This window comes from Pseudomonas sp. GW823-FHT03E05, from assembly GCF_058796855.1.
Map to the genome: position 1 here is coordinate 776,372 of NZ_JBXAJB010000003.1, position 16,200 is coordinate 792,571.

The 16,200-nt window shown below is 64.0% G+C and carries 14 protein-coding genes; 5 read left to right on the top strand and 9 right to left on the bottom strand.

Annotated features, from left to right (window positions below):
* Positions 1 to 3 precede the first annotated feature (3 nt).
* On the bottom strand, positions 4 to 1,788 hold the full coding sequence (locus AC1RCO_RS16620) for a KinB sensor domain-containing domain (protein ID WP_011058478.1): 1,785 nt from the start codon (positions 1,786 to 1,788) through the stop codon (positions 4 to 6).
* Between the two features lie 10 nt (positions 1,789 to 1,798).
* A complete protein-coding gene (gene algB / locus AC1RCO_RS16625) occupies positions 1,799 to 3,145 on the bottom strand; it encodes a sigma-54-dependent response regulator transcription factor AlgB (RefSeq protein ID WP_011058479.1) in 1,347 nt (448 codons plus the stop codon).
* A 441-nt stretch (positions 3,146 to 3,586) separates the two neighbouring features.
* Here algB and AC1RCO_RS16630 point away from each other — a divergent pair, with 441 nt between their 5' ends.
* From AC1RCO_RS16630 to AC1RCO_RS16650, 5 genes are all read left to right on the top strand, one after another.
* The gene (locus tag AC1RCO_RS16630; protein WP_015633659.1) at positions 3,587 to 3,871 is read left to right on the top strand and encodes a hypothetical protein; all 285 of its coding nucleotides are present in this window, start codon (positions 3,587 to 3,589) and stop codon (positions 3,869 to 3,871) included.
* A gap of 81 nt (positions 3,872 to 3,952) precedes the next feature.
* The gene (locus AC1RCO_RS16635; RefSeq protein WP_003170804.1) at positions 3,953 to 4,117 is read left to right on the top strand and encodes a DUF1328 domain-containing protein; all 165 of its coding nucleotides are present in this window, start codon (positions 3,953 to 3,955) and stop codon (positions 4,115 to 4,117) included.
* A 2-nt stretch (positions 4,118 to 4,119) separates the two neighbouring features.
* Positions 4,120 to 4,587: an inhibitor of vertebrate lysozyme family protein gene (locus AC1RCO_RS16640; protein WP_015633660.1), complete on the top strand. Its 468-nt coding sequence runs from the start codon at positions 4,120 to 4,122 to the stop codon at positions 4,585 to 4,587.
* 745 nt (positions 4,588 to 5,332) lie between these two features.
* Entirely contained in the window at positions 5,333 to 6,664 is a 1,332-nt protein-coding gene (gltP, locus tag AC1RCO_RS16645) for a glutamate/aspartate:proton symporter GltP (protein ID WP_011058482.1), read from the top strand.
* Positions 6,665 to 6,819: 155 nt separating this feature from the next.
* A complete protein-coding gene (locus tag AC1RCO_RS16650) occupies positions 6,820 to 8,049 on the top strand; it encodes a nucleoside recognition domain-containing protein (RefSeq protein ID WP_019095624.1) in 1,230 nt (409 codons plus the stop codon).
* A gap of 72 nt (positions 8,050 to 8,121) precedes the next feature.
* Here AC1RCO_RS16650 and AC1RCO_RS16655 read toward each other — a convergent pair whose 3' ends face one another.
* The 7 genes from AC1RCO_RS16655 to AC1RCO_RS16685 form a co-directional block, all read right to left on the bottom strand.
* Positions 8,122 to 8,751 (bottom strand): ABC-type transport auxiliary lipoprotein family protein, encoded by a 630-nt coding sequence (locus AC1RCO_RS16655; RefSeq protein WP_011058484.1) that lies wholly within the window; start codon positions 8,749 to 8,751, stop codon positions 8,122 to 8,124.
* Complete coding sequence (locus tag AC1RCO_RS16660) at positions 8,748 to 9,686, bottom strand: MlaD family protein (RefSeq protein WP_011058485.1); 939 nt, start codon at positions 9,684 to 9,686, stop codon at positions 8,748 to 8,750. The genes AC1RCO_RS16655 and AC1RCO_RS16660 overlap by 4 nt, the downstream gene beginning before the upstream one ends.
* A 1-nt stretch (position 9,687) precedes the next feature.
* Positions 9,688 to 10,491, bottom strand: coding sequence for an ABC transporter ATP-binding protein (locus AC1RCO_RS16665; protein WP_011058486.1), 804 nt, complete (start codon positions 10,489 to 10,491; stop codon positions 9,688 to 9,690).
* Positions 10,488 to 11,636 carry an ABC transporter permease gene (locus AC1RCO_RS16670; protein ID WP_011058487.1) on the bottom strand — a complete coding sequence of 383 codons (1,149 nt, stop codon included), beginning with the start codon at positions 11,634 to 11,636 and terminating at the stop codon, positions 10,488 to 10,490. The genes AC1RCO_RS16665 and AC1RCO_RS16670 overlap by 4 nt, the downstream gene beginning before the upstream one ends.
* Before the next feature lie 54 nt (positions 11,637 to 11,690).
* Positions 11,691 to 12,734, bottom strand: coding sequence for a DUF5924 family protein (locus AC1RCO_RS16675; protein WP_492617881.1), 1,044 nt, complete (start codon positions 12,732 to 12,734; stop codon positions 11,691 to 11,693).
* A 179-nt stretch (positions 12,735 to 12,913) separates the two neighbouring features.
* Positions 12,914 to 14,296, bottom strand: coding sequence for a M16 family metallopeptidase (locus AC1RCO_RS16680; RefSeq protein ID WP_015633663.1), 1,383 nt, complete (start codon positions 14,294 to 14,296; stop codon positions 12,914 to 12,916).
* Between the two features lie 56 nt (positions 14,297 to 14,352).
* Positions 14,353 to 16,011: a Na/Pi cotransporter family protein gene (locus tag AC1RCO_RS16685; protein ID WP_011058490.1), complete on the bottom strand. Its 1,659-nt coding sequence runs from the start codon at positions 16,009 to 16,011 to the stop codon at positions 14,353 to 14,355.
* Positions 16,012 to 16,200: the final 189 nt, after the last annotated feature.

Consider the following 16,200-nt stretch of genomic DNA (forward strand, 5'->3'; position numbering starts at 1 on the left):
GCCCTAGAGCGGCAGGGCCAGATAGAACTGGGTGCCCTGCCCGGGCCTTGAGTAGACGCCCATGCGCCCGCCATGCAGCTGGACGATCTCCTTGCACAGCGCCAGCCCGAGGCCGGCACCGCCCTTCTTGCGGCCCACCTGGACGAAAGGCTCGAAGATCCGCCCTTGCTGGCCATAGGCGATACCCTCGCCATTGTCTTCGACGCTGACGATCACCCGCTCGCCATGGCGCCGCGCCTGCAGGCGGATCTGGCCCTCGCTGGCGGTGTGGCGCAAGGCGTTGTCGATCAGGTTGTCCAGCACCCGCTCCAGTTGTGCGCGGTCGGCATGCAGCCGTGGCAACGGCGCCTGGATCTCCAGCAGCAGGTCGATGCCCTGCTGTTGGGCCTGCTCGCTGAAGCGGCCCTGGGCCTGCACCAGCAGCTCTTCCAGGGGGCAGGGAGCGAGGGTGAGTTTCTGCAGGCCGTTCTGATAGCGGGAAAAATTCAGCAGGTCGTTGATCAACTGCATCAGGCGCTGCATTTCCTCGTTGACCGTATTGAGCAGGTCGGTTTCCCGGGACTCCTCGGGAAAGTGCAGGCGTTCCTGAAGCAGCCCGAAGGCCATGTGCATGCCGGTGACCGGGGTACGCAGTTCGTGGGAGGCGCGCAGCACGAACTCACTGCGTACTCGTTCGAACGCCCGTTGCTCGGTGACATCGTGCAGCACCATCACGGCGCCGAGAATATGGCCCTGGGTATGGCTGACGGGGGTCAGGCTGTAGGTCAGCAGGCGCGACTCGCCGTCGACCTCGATATCCAGGTCGTCCGGCGCCCGTTCCAGGTTGCCGCCGCGCAATACCAGCTGTAGCTGCTCATCCAGCTCCGGGCGTTGCAGGGCGCTGCCCAGGCCCTGGCCGAGGCGCTCCTGGTCCCAGCCCAGCTGGCGCTGGGCCACGGGGTTGAGGTGTTCCAGGCGGCCCTGGCGGTCGATCATCAGCAAGCCGTCGTCAATACTGTCGAGCACGGCCTGCAGGCGCTGCTGGCCGGCCAGCAGCTCATCGACATTGGTTGCCTGATGCTGGCGCAGGGCCTCGGCCATGATGCCGAAGCGCCGGGTCAGCAGGTTCATCTCCGCCGCCGCCGAAATGGGCAGGGTGACGTCGAAATTGCCTTCGCCAATCTTGTCCGCAGCCTTGGCCAGGGCTTCGATTGGCCCGCCAAAGCGCCGGGCGATGGCATGGGCCGTGACGAAGCCGATGATCAGCACCGCCAGGGCCACCAGGCCCAGCAGGCCGGCCACCAGCCATGCACGGTTGCGGGCCTGCTGCTCCACCTGGCTGATGTTGTCCAGGGCGCGCTTGTGTTCGTTGATCAGCCCGCCGCGCAAGGCGTTGAAGCGCTCGGTCAGCTCGTTGTTGTCATGCAGTCCGCTTGCGGTGCTGTTGCGCTCGAAGGCCTGGTAGAAGCTCAGGTAGTCGCTACGGGCCTGCTGGAAGCCACTTTGTACCTGGGTCTGCCGATCATGGGCGATGCCTTCGTCGAGCAGCTCCAGATAATGCTGCCGGGAGGTTTCCAGGGCGGCGCGGTCCGGCTGCTTGCCGAGCATGATGATCAGCTGGTCGCCCAGGGTCTGGCGCAGCTTGAGGCCCAGGTCCAGGGTGATGAAGTTGTTGCGGATCAGCGATTCCTGGGTGCTGGCCATCTGCATCACGCTGACCAGCCCGAGCACCAGGCCCAAGAGGGCCACGGTGATCAGGGCCGAGATGCTCAGAAACAGCCGGGTGCGCAGTTTCATCGCTAACTTCATAGGGTGTTGCTCACAGGTTGTACTGTTTGCGTTTGCGGTACAGCGTCGACGCGTCGATACCCAGGGTCTTGGCGGCTTGATCCAGGGTGTCGCTGGTGGCCAGGACCGCACCGATGTGGGCCTTTTCCAGCTCGTCCAGGCTCAGGGCGGCGCCGATCCGCGGGGCGTTGTTGGTGGGTTGCTCGGCCATGCCCAAGTGGCTGATTTCCACCCGCTCCTGCGGGCAGATGATGCTCGCCCGTTCCACCACGTTGCGCAGTTCGCGGATGTTGCCCGGCCAGCGGTAGTTGAGCAGCGCTTCCCGGGCTTCATCACTGAAGACCCGGGCCGGGCGCGAATACTCTTTGACGAAGCGGGCGAGGAAGCGGTCGGCCAGGGTCAGGATATCTTCGCTGCGCTCGCGCAGGGGCGGCAGGTGCAGGGTGATGACGTTCAGCCGGTACAGCAGGTCTTCGCGGAAACGCCCGTCGCGCACCATGTCTTCAAGGTTGAGGTTGGTGGCGGCGAGGATGCGCACATCGGCGCGGCGGGTTACCGGGTCGCCGACGCGCTCGTATTCCTTGTCCTGGATGAAGCGCAGCAGCTTGGGTTGAAGGGTCAACGGGAAGTCGCCGATCTCGTCGAGGAACAGGGTTCCGCCATCGGCCTGGTTGACCCGGCCCAGGGTGCTCTCGCTGGCCCCGGTAAAGGCGCCGCGGCTGTGGCCGAAGAGTTCGCTTTCCATCAGTTCGGCAGTCAACGAGGGGCAGTTGATGGTCACGCAGGATTTCTTGGCGCGTTTGCTCCAGCCGTGAATGGCCCGCGCCAACTCGCCCTTGCCGGTGCCGGACTCGCCGAGGATAAGGATGTTGGCGTCGGTGCTGGCCACCTGACGCGCGGTTTCCAGCACCACTTTCATTGCCGGGCTGTGGGAGTCCAGGCCGTCCTTGGGCTTGCGTACCTCACCTTCGAGGGCTTCCAGGCGCGCCGAGAGCTGGCGCACTTCCAGCTGCTTGGCGGTGGCCAGGCGCAACTGGTCGGGGCTGCAGGGCTTGACCAGGTAGTCTGCGGCGCCGGCCTGGATCGCATCTACTGCGGTGTCCACGGCGGAGTGAGCGGTGACGATCACTACCCGCATCCAGGGTGCCTGGGTACGCATTTGTGCCAGTACGTCGAGGCCGTTGTCTTCGCCCAGGCGCAGGTCGAGGAAGCACAGGTCGAATACCTGGCGTTGCAGCAGAGCATCGGCCTGCGCCGCGCTGTTGGCGGTGGCCACGGTGTAGCCCTCGTCTTCCAGGCAGTAGCGGAAGGTGCGAAGGATTGCGGATTCGTCATCCACCAGAAGGATGCGGCCTTGATTCTCCGGCGCTGACTCCATTTCCCGAGGCTCCTTAATGAATGATCTTTATTTAGTCCCGGAAAAATCGGGCAAGTTGCAAGGTTGATTCTGATCCATTCCAGCGCCAGCAGGTTAGATATCTCCGGCTGAAACGGCTAACAGGCTGAAATTACGCATGTTTTACCCAGAGTAGCTGCTGGGTGGGTCTGTATCAGGCTATTGGCCATTCATCAAAGTTCCCCCTGTGATCAAAAAACGCTCACTGTTTTCCCGGGACATCGTGCATTTCGCACGGCCGGCATGGGGGCATCGTGCAGTATGCGTGTGGAATGCTTTTGGTAATTTGATTTAAGTATTTGATTTTATTGAATTTAATTTCAAAGAAAAAGCTGGCATGCAGCCTGCAATATCCCTCTCATCGAGAAGCGCCGGCCGTGGCTTCCATAACAACATCACCACCAGTGTGGGAGGAGTTTCAGGATGAATCGCCAACGTCTTGCCCAATTGCGTATTGCGCCACTGCATCTCCAGCAAGGCCTCTTCGCCGTTCTGGCGTTGCTGGTCACCCTGATCGCCGGGCAACAGTTCCAGCGCTGGCAGGACAGCCAGGCACCCGCGCCGCGAGTGCCGGTTCATCACTTCACCCAGACCCATTTCAGTTCGGTGAGCAGCCAGCTCAACGACCAGGCCCCCATGCAACTGATGGCCGTCGACCAGGCACAGCCGGTCGCGGACGCGCCACGTCAGGAACGCTGGGTGTTCTAGCACCAAGGCCGGGCCCGCAATCGGCGGCGCCGGGCTGGCTCCATAGGCAGCACCACTAATAGAAGAGTAAGGAGAATCATCATGCTGAGCTGGGCAATCACATTCCTGATCATTGCCATTGTCGCTGCGGTCCTGGGCTTCGGTGGTATCGCGGGCACCGCCACGGGTATCGCCAAGATTCTCTTTGTGGTGTTCCTGGTGATGTTCATCGCTTCGTTCTTCTTTGGCCGTCGAGGCCGAGGCTGACCATGAGTCTCTCGTTGAAGACATTGACTGCCGCGCTGCTGCTGGGCGCCAGCGCCCTGGCGTCGGCGGCCAATGATGGCCAGGCACGAGCCAATCAGCTGCTGGGGTCGGACCCGCAGTTTCGTGAAACCTGGCAGGGGGTCGTGCACAAGGAGGAGCGCCTGCCCGAGTGGGTGATGAACCTCTCGGGTGATGCGCCGCAACAGATGAATGCCATGACCGAAGACGGCGATCAGTATCTGGTGGGCCCTCTGTGCGAAACCGCCCAGAGTTGTCAGAACCAGCGTTTGATCGTGGCCTTCAGTTTCGACAAGAAGCATGCCTACGCGATGCTGGTGGACGTGCCGGCGGGTTTGCCCGCGGACAAGTCACCGACCCGCCACGCCAATTATCGGTTCCTCGGCAAGCCCGATGACGGCATGCAAGCGCTGCTCCAGGAGCAGTTGCGCAAGGACCCGAACTGGTACTGATGTGCAAATTGCCGATATTGCATAACAGATAGACGAAAGGGCCGCCCTGGCGCTTTCGGCTGTTGCACCACCCGAGGAGGGCGAGTGCATGACCAAGGGGCCGGGATGTTCTGATCCACGGGTGATCGGAGTGACCTAGGGGTACAGGGAGTGCCTCCGCAAGGGCCGGGTCAGGAAAGAGCGGCGGCGCAAGCTCCCAGGTCGGCCACCGACCTGATGAGCTTGCGGCGTGCTTGAATGGCAAAGTCCTGTGCTAGAGCCGTCCGTCTGACAATTTCCGTGCTCGCGCGGGAAAAAATCTTCCTTTGACTCCGATCAAACGTTTCCTGGTGTTTCTCTGCGACCGTATATCGAGAAACTTTGTGCGAATTGCGCAGCGTTTCCGGGCGCCCGAATCAGAGCAATCCTAAACTTTTTTAGCCTTTTTCCTGACCCCTCCGACAAGCCTGCACGCCGCCTGAAATGGCCGTTTCACGGCATTTTTGCCTGCCGAAATGTCGTATTCGAACCGGTTGGGACGCTCGTTTTGTTTGGAAAAACTCATGCCGATTCGGCATAGGGTAGGCGTTTACGGCATTAGACGTGCCTCCCTAGCATCGGAATAGTTGCGCCTTTTTTCGCCCGCAGAGAGCCGTAAATGCTCGTTCGGGATGACCTTATACGGGGGCCGATGCACAAACTTTTCCGCCATTGAGCGTTCCAGTTCGCGCATCAGCCCGAGTCCAACTGAAGTAAGGGTAATGATATGAAGAAGGCAAAATTAAGCCTCGCCTGGCAGATCCTCATTGGTCTGGTCCTGGGGATTGCGATTGGCGCGCTGCTCAATCATTTCAGTGCTGAAAAGGCCTGGTGGATCAGCAACGTCCTGCAGCCTGCGGGCGATATCTTTATCCGCTTGATCAAGATGATCGTGATCCCGATCGTCATTTCCTCGCTGATCGTCGGCATCGCCGGTGTCGGTGACGCGAAGAAACTGGGGCGCATCGGCCTCAAGACCATCATCTACTTCGAAATCGTGACCACCATCGCCATCGTCGTCGGCCTGCTGCTGGCCAACCTGTTCCATCCGGGCGCAGGCATCGACATGAGCACCCTGGGCACCGTGGACATCTCCAAGTACCAGGCCACTGCGGCCGAGGTGCAGCATGAACACGCGTTCATCGAGACCATCCTCAACCTGATTCCATCGAACATCTTCGCGGCCATGGCCCGCGGCGAAATGCTGCCGATCATCTTCTTCTCGGTGCTGTTCGGCCTGGGCCTGTCGAGCCTGCAGTCCGACCTGCGCGAACCGCTGGTGAAGATGTTCCAGGGCGTTTCGGAAAGCATGTTCAAAGTCACCCACATGATCATGAACTACGCCCCTATCGGTGTATTTGCACTGATCGCGGTGACCGTCGCCAACTTCGGTTTCGCCTCCCTGCTGCCGCTGGCCAAGCTGGTGATCCTGGTGTACGTGGCCATCGCCTTCTTCGCTTTCGTGATCCTCGGCCTGATCGCCCGCCTGTTCGGCTTCTCGGTGATCAAGCTGATGCGCATCTTCAAGGATGAGCTGGTCCTGGCCTACTCCACCGCCAGCTCGGAAACCGTGCTGCCGCGGGTGATCGAGAAGATGGAAGCCTACGGCGCGCCGAAAGCCATCTGCAGCTTCGTGGTGCCGACCGGCTACTCGTTCAACCTCGACGGTTCGACCCTGTACCAGAGCATCGCGGCGATCTTTATCGCCCAGCTGTACGGCATCGACCTGTCCATCAGCCAGCAACTGCTGCTGGTGCTGACCCTGATGGTCACCTCCAAAGGTATCGCCGGGGTTCCGGGCGTGTCCTTCGTGGTCCTGCTGGCCACCCTGGGCAGCGTCGGCATTCCTCTGGAAGGTCTGGCCTTCATCGCTGGTGTCGACCGTGTGATGGACATGGCGCGTACCGCCTTGAACGTGATCGGCAACGCCCTGGCGGTACTGGTCATCTCCCGTTGGGAAGGCATGTACGACGACGCCAAGGGCCAGCGCTACTGGAACTCCCTGCCGCACTGGCGCAGCAAGGAAAAACTGCCAGCAGGCGAAGCGTCCAAAGGCTAAGCGCCTATTGTGTAGGAGCTGGCTTGCCAGCGAAGAGGCCCCAAGCCCTTCAGCGGCAATCCAGCCCCAACAGATGACAGACCCCGGTTAATCCGGGGTTTGTCGTTTCTGCCCGCCCCGCTATCATTCGCCGCATCTTTCGAGGGGTATGACCGATGCTCAATGGCCTGTGGCTTGGCTTCTTTATCGTGGCAACCGTGTCGGCCCTGGCGCAGTGGCTGGTGGGTGGCAACGCGGGGATCTTCGCTGCCATGGTGGAAAGCATCTTCGCCATGGCCAAGCTGTCGGTGGAGGTCATGGTCCTGCTGTTCGGCACCCTGACCCTGTGGCTGGGTTTTCTGCGCATCGCCGAGAAGGCTGGAATCGTCGAGTGGCTGGCCAAGGTCCTGGGGCCCCTGTTCAAGCGCCTGATGCCGGAAGTGCCGCCGGGGCACCCGGCCCTGGGCCTGATCACCCTGAACTTCGCCGCCAACGGCCTGGGCCTGGACAACGCCGCCACGCCCATCGGCCTCAAGGCCATGCGCGCCCTGCAGGAACTCAACCCCAGCGCCACCACTGCCAGCAATGCGCAGATCCTGTTCCTGGTGCTCAACGCCTCGTCCCTGACCCTGCTGCCGGTGACCATCTTCATGTACCGCGCCCAGCAAGGCGCGGCGGACCCGACCCTGGTGTTCCTGCCGATTCTCCTGGCCACCAGCGCCTCGACCCTGGTGGGCCTGCTGTCGGTCGCGGTGATGCAGCGCCTTCGCCTGTGGGACCCGGTGGTACTGGCCTACCTGGTTCCCGGGGCCCTGGCCCTGGGCGCCTTCATGGCCTTGCTGGCCACCCTGTCGGCCACGGCCCTGGCGTCCCTGTCGTCGATTCTCGGCAACCTCACGCTGTTTGGGCTGATCATGCTGTTCCTGGTGGTCGGCGCGCTGCGCAAGGTCAAGGTCTACGAGGCCTTTGTCGAGGGCGCCAAGGAGGGTTTCGACGTCGCCAAGAGCCTCTTGCCATACCTGGTCGCGATGCTCTGCGCCATCGGCGTGCTGCGGGCGTCCGGGGCCCTGGATTTCGGCCTCGACGGCATTCGTCATCTGGTGGAGTGGGCCGGTTGGGACACACGTTTCGTCGACGCCTTGCCCACTGCCCTGGTCAAGCCGTTCTCGGGCAGTGCGGCACGGGCCATGCTCATCGAGACCATGCAGACCCAGGGCGTGGACAGCTTCCCGGCCCTGGTGGCGGCCACCATCCAGGGCAGTACCGAAACCACCTTCTATGTGCTGGCGGTGTACTTCGGCGCGGTAGGCATCCAGCGGGTGCGGCACGCCGTGGGCTGTGCCTTGCTGGCGGAATTCGCCGGTGTGGTGGCGGCGATTGCGGTTTGCTACTGGTTCTTTGGATGAGTTGAGCGAGCCTTCGCCGGCAAGCTGGCTCCTACAACCTCCGCAGGAGCCGGCTTGCCGGCGAAAGGGCTCTCAATGTTTCAGCGCCCGATTGCCCTGCCCCACTGCCCAATCCACCACTTGCCGGGTCAGCGCATCGCCGGCCTGGCCAAATCCTGTGACCACCGCCGGCACCCCGGTTTCAGCCAGCGCTTGGCGCACTTCGAAGCGCCGGCTGGCGAGGATCTTCTGGTCGTAGCCACGAATCAGCCGCGCATCCAGGCGGATCACCACCTGGGCGGCGTTGCCCTGGTATTCGGTCTGGAAGGCTTGCAGGTCGCCGCCCAGTGCCAGGTCGGTCTGCAGGTTGCTGTCATCGGTGCTCAACAGCTGGACCCGGCCATCGCGCTGGAAGCCGTCCAGCAGGCGGTTGCGCAGCAGGATCGGTGCCGGGTCGCTCCAGCGCGAAGCCTTGTAGCTGCTGATCAGGTTGCCCTGGGGAATCACCGCGATCCGTGCGCTGTTCAGCGCATCCCCGGCCTGGGGCTTGAGCAACTGCAAGGACCACGGCAGGGCCTGGTTCGGCGCCGTGGCGCCGGCCTGGCTCACCGGCAGCCGATAGATGTCCAGCGGTTCGCCCTTGGGCAGTATCGAGCAGGCCCCGGTCAGGGCCAGGGCGGCGCTCAGGCCCAGGGGGGCAAGCAGGCGATAGGCACGCTTCATGGCGTGAACTCCTTGTTCTTCTCGTTACCCAGCAGGTAACCGCCGGGGTTGGCTTCCAGGCGCCGGGTGATGGCCCGCAGCGAGCTCAGGGTCTCGCGCAGCTCGCGGACGGCTGGCGCCAGGCCGTTGAGGCCCTGCATGCCGTTGTTCAGCGAGTCCTGGTTGTCGCTCAGCAGTTTGTTCAGGGTGGCGCTGCTTTGCTCCAGGGAGCGCATGGCGTGCTCGGCGCTGCCGAACATCTGCTTGCCCTGGTCGTTGAGCAGGCCGTTGGCGTTGCGCATCAGCGCGGTGGTCTGTTCCAGCATGGCGCCGGTCTGCTTGCTGATGGAGCCCAATTGCTGCATCAGCTGGCGCAGGTCGTCGCGCTGCTCGGCGATGCTGGCGGAGGTCTTCTGCAGGTTGTCCAGGGTGCTGCTGACCCGGGCCACGTTGTCCGGGGAGAACATGCGGTTGGCGTTGTGCAGCAGCAGGTTGACCCCGGTCATCAGGTCGTTGCTGTTGTTCAGCAGGCGGGCGATGGGCGACGGTGAGGCGATGATGGTGGGCAGTTCGCCGTCCTTGCCCTTGAGGGTCGGGCTTTGCGGCGTGCCGCCGCTGAGCTGGATGATCGAGGTGCCGGTGATGCCGGTCAGGGCCAGCTTGGCCTGGGTGTCCTCCTTGATCGGCGTCTCGCTGCCCAGGCGGATCTGTGCCAGCACCCGGCGCGGGTCCTTGGGGTCCAGGCGCAGGTTGACCACATCACCGACCTTGATCCCGCTGTATTGCACGGAGCTGCCCTTGGACAGGCCACTGACCGCCTCGTTGAAGACGATCTGGTAGTCCTGGAAGGCGCTGTCGACGCTGGACTTGGCCAGCCACAGGCCGAACAGCAAGGCGCCGGCCACCACGATCACGGTGAACAGGCCGATCAGTACATGATGGGCTCGGGTTTCCATGTCATCCCTCGTTGGTCTGTGTAGCGGCCTGGTAGGCCGCGCGGCCGCGAGGGCCATGGAAGTATTGGTGAATCCATTCGTCGTCGGTCTCGGCGACGATATCGATGGCATCCGCCACCAGTACCTTTTTCTGCGCCAGCACCGCCACCCGGTCGGTGATGGTGTAGAGGGTGTCCAGGTCGTGGGTGACCAGGAACACGCTGAGCCCCAGGGCATCGCGCAGGGTCAGGATCAACTGGTCAAAGGCGGCGGCGCCCACCGGGTCGAGGCCGGCGGTGGGTTCGTCGAGAAACAGGATGTCCGGGTCCAGGGCCAGCGCCCGGGCCAGGGCAGCGCGCTTGATCATCCCGCCAGAGAGCGAGGCCGGGTACTTGTCGGCCGCCGATAGCGGCAGGCCGGCCAGGGCCAGCTTGACCGCCGCCAGGTGTTCGGCATCGGCACGGGACAGGCCGGCATGCTCGATCAATGGCAGGGCGACGTTCTCGGTCACGGTCAGCGAGGTGAACAGCGCGCCCTTCTGGAACAGTACGCCGAAGCGTCGTTCGATCAGCGAGCGTTGCTGTTCCGGCAGGCTTGGCAGGTCCTGGCCGAATACCCGCACCGAGCCTTCGCTGGGCTGGCGCAGGCCGACGATGCTGCGCAGCAGTACCGACTTGCCGCTGCCCGAGCCGCCGACGACGCCGAGGATCTCGCCCTGGTACACATCCAGGTCGAGGTTCTCGTGCACGCTCTGCTTGCCGAAGCGGTTGCACAGGCCACGGACCTCGATCACCGCCTTCGCCGGCGCGCGTGGCGGCCGGCTCACCAGCCCATCTCCATGAAGAACAGCGCGGCCACGGCATCGATGACGATCACCACGAAGATCGACTGGACCACGCTGGAGGTGGTGTGGGCGCCCACCGACTCGGCGCTGCCGCTGACCTTGAAGCCTTCCAGGCAGCCGATGGCGGCGATCAGGAAGGCGAAGATCGGCGCTTTCACCAGGCCCAGCAGGAAGTGCTTCACGCCGATATCCGAATGCAGCAGCGAGAGGAACATCGCCGGGGAGATATCCAGGGACAGGGCGCAGACCACCGCGCCACCGACTATCCCCGAAAGCATCGCCAGGAACGTCAGCATCGGCAGCGACACCAGCAGGGCCAGGACCCGAGGCAGCACCAGCAGCTCTACCGGGTCCAGGCCCAGGGTGCGGATGGCGTCGATCTCTTCATTGGCCTTCATCGAGCCGATCTGCGCGGTGAAGGCGCTGGCGGTGCGCCCGGCCATGAGAATCGCGGTGAGCAGTACGCCGAATTCCCGCAGGAAGGAAAATGCCACCAGGTCCACGGTGAAGATGCTGGCGCCGAAGTTGGCCAGCACGGTGGCGCCGAGAAAGGCCACCACCGCGCCCACCAGAAAGGTCAGCAGGGCGACGATGGGCGCCGCGTCGAGGCCGGTCTGTTCGATGTGTGCCACCACCGGGGTGATGCGCCAGCGCTTGGGGCGCAGCAGGCCGCGGGCCAGGGTTTCCAGGATCAGGCCGATGAAGCCCAGGACCTTCAGGGTGTCCTGCCAGACGGTATAGACCGCGCTGCCAATGCGCGAAAGCAATTGCACGCTGACCGAGATCTCCGGTTCCTTGACCGGTACGCAGAAGTCGTTCAACGAGGTGTAGACCGTGTGCAGCAGCGCGCGGTCGGCGGCGGACAAGGTGCAGTCGGGGTGTTCGGCGGACTGCCCCAGGCGTTCTGCCCCCAGCAGTTCCACCAGCAGCGACGCGCCGGCGGTGTCCAGGGCGCCCAGGCCGTTGAGGTCGATATGGGTGCTGCTGTCGTAGCGGCCGTCCAGGGATTGGCTGAGGCGCTTGAGGTCGCTGTAGTGCGCCAGCGTCCAGTCGCCGCCGATGCGCAATTGCGCCGGGGAGTGGGCAAGGTCCAGTTGAGCGGTGCCGGGCGTCACGCTGCTAGTCATAAGCTCCGAGCTTGTGTGGCCATTTCGCAGTGCTACGTAATAGCACGATCCCGGTTACTTTGCCTCGCCGGTCTTGGCCGCGTCTTGATCTGGAGCGGTGATCTCGAAGCGCAGCACGCCGATCACCTGGCCGTCCTCGGTGATCACCCGCACCTGCCAGTCGCCCGCCGGGTTGGCGGGGAAATTCTGCTTGTGGGACCAGGCACGGTAGCCTTCCTTGCGCCCGCCATGGATGTCCAGCGCGACGCGATCCACCTCGCTGCCGTTGAATTGCCAGACGTGGTAAATGCGCTCGTCCAGGCCCCGGGGGGCGTTGATCGCGGTGTAGGCGTACAGGCCGGTGCTGCTTACCTGGGAGGTGCTGATCTGCTCCAGGCTGTCGCCCGGGGTGCGATCCTGGAGCTGGGTGCTGATGGCATCCTCGGTCAGCCACAGGGTGGCCGGCGGCACCCAGGAGCGCAGCAGCCAGCCGGTGCTGCCGATGGCCAGGGTAATGGCCAGCACGGTCAGGGCGCTGCGCAGGCTGCGGATCGGCAGGATCGAGGCCAGGCTCGGAAAGGACAGGAGCATGGCGATGCCCAGGGCCAGCTTGAAGCTCTGGGCGGTGGTCAGGTGCAGGATCAGCGGCAGGGCCGTGAGCAAGGCGGCGAACAGGGTCAGGGTGTGCAGCGCCAGGAACAGCCAGCGGCGCGGGGCCAGCCATTTGTAGTACAGCGGGTCAGTGATGGAAATCAGCGCCGCGGCGCCGAGCAGGCCGGTGAACACCAGTTGGCCACTGTTCCAGCTGGTGGTGATGAAGAAGAACGGCAGGACGAAGAACAGGCTTTCCTGGTGGATCATCTGCGTCGCATAGCGCAGCAGCGGCTGCGGGATCTCGCGCTTGAAGACCTTGGTGAACAGCTGGGTCAGGCTGTTCTCCAGCATCAGCCAGACCCAGCTCACCAGCAGGATCACGGCGATCCACGAGGCCAGGCTCTGTTGCCGGTCCACCAGGATGAAGCTGCCGACTCCGGAGATGAAACCGCCGAGCGCAATGATCCCCGGATAGCGCTTCATCAGTTCGAGAATGCGCTGGATAAGGAGGGTCAGGTTCGGCATCGGGGGGATCACAGTCAGGGCAGGAAAAACCGCGACAGGATAACGTCGGCGGCGGTCCGTGGCGAGGGAGCTTGCTCAGGTGCGCAGGCGCTGGCGAGGTAATCCGGCCACGGTGATCGCATTGCCCTGCCCCTGGGGCTGCTGCGCGGCCCGGCGGGAGCAAGCTCCCTGGCCATGGGTCAGCGGGCCCGGCGGCGCAGCAGGTAGACGCCGAAGCTGCCGAGCAGGACCAGGGACAGCAGGCCGCCGATCAGCCAGAGCAGTTGTTCGTCACTGAGCAGCGGTTGTTCGATGCGCAGGTAGCCCGGCTGCTGCAGCAGCTGGCGCAGGGCCAGGTTGGCCTGTTCCAGGCTCACTGCTTTCAGGCGCTTGGCCGGGTCGCTGAAGCGGCCGTTGTCGAAGTCCCCGAGGGCGCTCCAGTAATAGTCCGCCAGGGCGCTGTTGCCCTGCACGGCCCAGGCCTGGCGATCGATGGCAGCCTGTTTCAGGCGGGCGAAGGTGGCCGGGTCGAGGCCGTCCTTGAGCAGCCGTGCCTTGAGCTGCTCTACCACTTGCCGGGCTTGGGGCAGGTCGTCGCGCTCAAGGTCGGCATTGAGGCTGAGAAAGCCCACGCCACCGAAGACTTCCCGATCACTCCAGGGGCCGTAGGACAATTCGTGCTCAAGACGCAGTTGGCGATACAGCGCCCAGTCCAGGTAGTCCTTGAGCAGGTCGAAGGTCTCGTCGTGCTGCTGGTCCAGCACGGGCTCGGGAAACAGCCAGTGCAGTTGCGCACTCTGCCCTACCCAGCCATGGACCAGGGTGCGCTCAGGGGCGGCGGTGCCCTGGATCTGCGGCAGGTCGGGGTGTTCGCTGGGCTCCACCGGCTCCAGGGCACCGTAGGTGCGCTCCAGGTAGGCCGGCAGCAGGCGATCGAGCTCGCCCACCACGATCAGGGTCATGTTGTTGGGGGCGTACCAGTCCTTGCGTACCTGCTCCAGCTGGGCCAGGGTCAGGTTCCCGACCTCGGCGCGTTCGGCGCATTTGAGCCCCAGTTCCACCGCCAGCTGGTTGCCTGCCTTGTGTCCCAGGTCCTGGCGGTCGAGCCAGCGTTGCAGGTGCGAATAGTGACCCCCGCCTTCGCGTTCCACCACTTGCTTGGCCGCGGCCACGGCGTTGTCGTCCAGGCGGGTATGGGTCAGCAGCGACAGCAAGAGGTCCAGGACCTTGCGCTGGTTGCGCGCCGGGGCCTCGATGACGAAGGTGGTGTCGGCATTGCTGGTGTAGGCATTCCATTCGCCGCCCAGGGCCTGCATGCGTTCTTCCAGGCCGCCTTCCCCGCTGTCATCCACGCCGCTGAACAGCAGGTGTTCCAGCAGGTGCGGCAACTCCTTGTCGGCACAGGCGAAGTCGTCCAGGCCCACTCCCACCACCAGGCGGATCGCCACGTGGCCGCGTTCGCTGCCGGGCTTGAGCAGCAGTTGCAGGCCATTGGGCAGGGTGTAGCCTTCGACCTGGAAACGATCCAAAGCCCATCCTTGTGCACTGCCCAGCAACAGGCAGGCGAATAACAGACAACGCATAACAAGCTTCCTTACGGCGTGCGTAAGTTCTACAGACTTCGTGGGACTGTGGACGTTCAGGGTGAATGAGTGATGTCAGCCATCTCTTCGACCTCCAGCGCGCCGGTGTCCGAGGTTTCCAGAACCACGTAGGCACTGCTGCAGAACAGGGAGTTGAGGCGCTTCATGTCGGCGATCAGCTCCAGGTGCAGGGAACTGGTCTCGATGCTCTGGACGATCTTGCGTTGCAAGCGGCTGACGTGGGCGTGGGCCAGGCGCCGCTCCTGGGCGCGGAAACGGCGTTTTTCCCGCAGCAGCTGGCGCGCGCTTTCGGGGTCGGCGCTCAGGAACACCGAGAGCCCCAGGCGCAGGTTGGCGATCAGTTGCGCGTGCAGCCCGGTCAACTCTTCCAGGCCAACCTCGGAGAAGGAGCGGCGCTGGGAGGTCTTCTGCTGCTGGACCTTGCGCAGCATGCGCTCGATCAGATCGCTGGCCAGCTTGAGGTTGAACGCCAGTTCGATGATTTCGGCCCAGCGCCGGCTGTCCTGGTCGCTGAGGTCTTCCCGGGGCATCTGCGCCAGGTACAGCTTGATGGCGCTGTACAGCGCTTCGACGTCGTCGCTGAGGGCGCGCAGTTCCTGGGTGATGGCGGTCTGCTTGCCCTGCAGCGCGTCGCGCATCGCCTCCAGCATGCTGTCGATCAGGTCACCGATGCGCAGGGTCTCGCGGGCGGCGTTGGCCAGGGCCAGGCTCGGCGTGGCCAGGGCGGTAGGGTCCAGGTGCCGCGGGCGAGCGCGGCCGTTTTCCTGGGGGCGCTCCGGCAGCAGCCAGGCGCAGAGCCGGGCCATGGGGCCGACAGTGGGCAGCAGCAACAGGCAGCGGGCGGTGTTGTACAGCAGGTGGAAGCCGATCACCACTTCCTGGGGGCTGAAGTCCAGGCTGTCCATCCAGTGGGCCAGTGGGTCGAGCACCGGGATGATCAGCAGCAGGCCGATGAGCTTGTACAGCAGGCTGCCCAGCGCGACCTGGCGCCCGGCGGCGTTCTGCATGCTGGTGCTGAGGAAGGCCAGTACCCCGCTGCCGATGTTGGCGCCGATCACCAAGCCGATGGCCACCGGCAGGCTGATGACCCCGGCGCCGGCCAGGGTCGCGGTGAGCAGCACCGCCGCCAGGCTGGAATAGGACACCATGGCGAACACCGCACCCATCAGCGCATCCAGGAGAATATCGCCGGTCAGCGAGGCGAACAGGACCTTCACGCCCTGGGCATGGGTGATGGGGGCCGCGGCTTCGACGATCAGTTGCAGGGCCAGGATGATCAGCCCCAGGCCGATGCCGACCCGGCCCAGCTGGCCGGCGCGGGTCTGCTTGCGCGAGAGAAAGAAGATCACTCCGAGGAAGATCAGCAGCGGCGACAGCCAGGACAGGTCGAAGGTCAGTACCCGGGCCATCAGCGCGGTACCGACGTCGGCGCCGAGCATGGTGGCCAGCGCCGGGGTCAGCGCCATCAGGCCCTGGCCGACAAAGGACGTCACCAGCATCGCCGTGGCGTTGCTGCTCTGGACCATGGCCGTGACCAGGATCCCGGCAATGAACGCCAGTGGCCGCCTGGCCATGTTCTGGCCGATCACGTGGCGCAGGTTGGAGCCGTAGACCCGCAGGATGCCGGTACGGACGATATGCGTACCCCAGATCAGCAGGGCCACGGCGGAAAGCAGATTGAGCAGGGTCAGCATAGAGGCCCCCCCTGGGGTGAAGTGCCCCAAGCGGGGCGAGTGGACGTTGTTGCGCGACGTTCTACGTTATGTACTTAAGCTGTAGTTGGCTAACGCACGAGGCGCCAGCATCGCATAGCCAAACCGGCGATTGAAACAAAACTGTCATGAAAACAGCTTCCTGCAGACGCAGAAAAGGGGCCCGAGAGC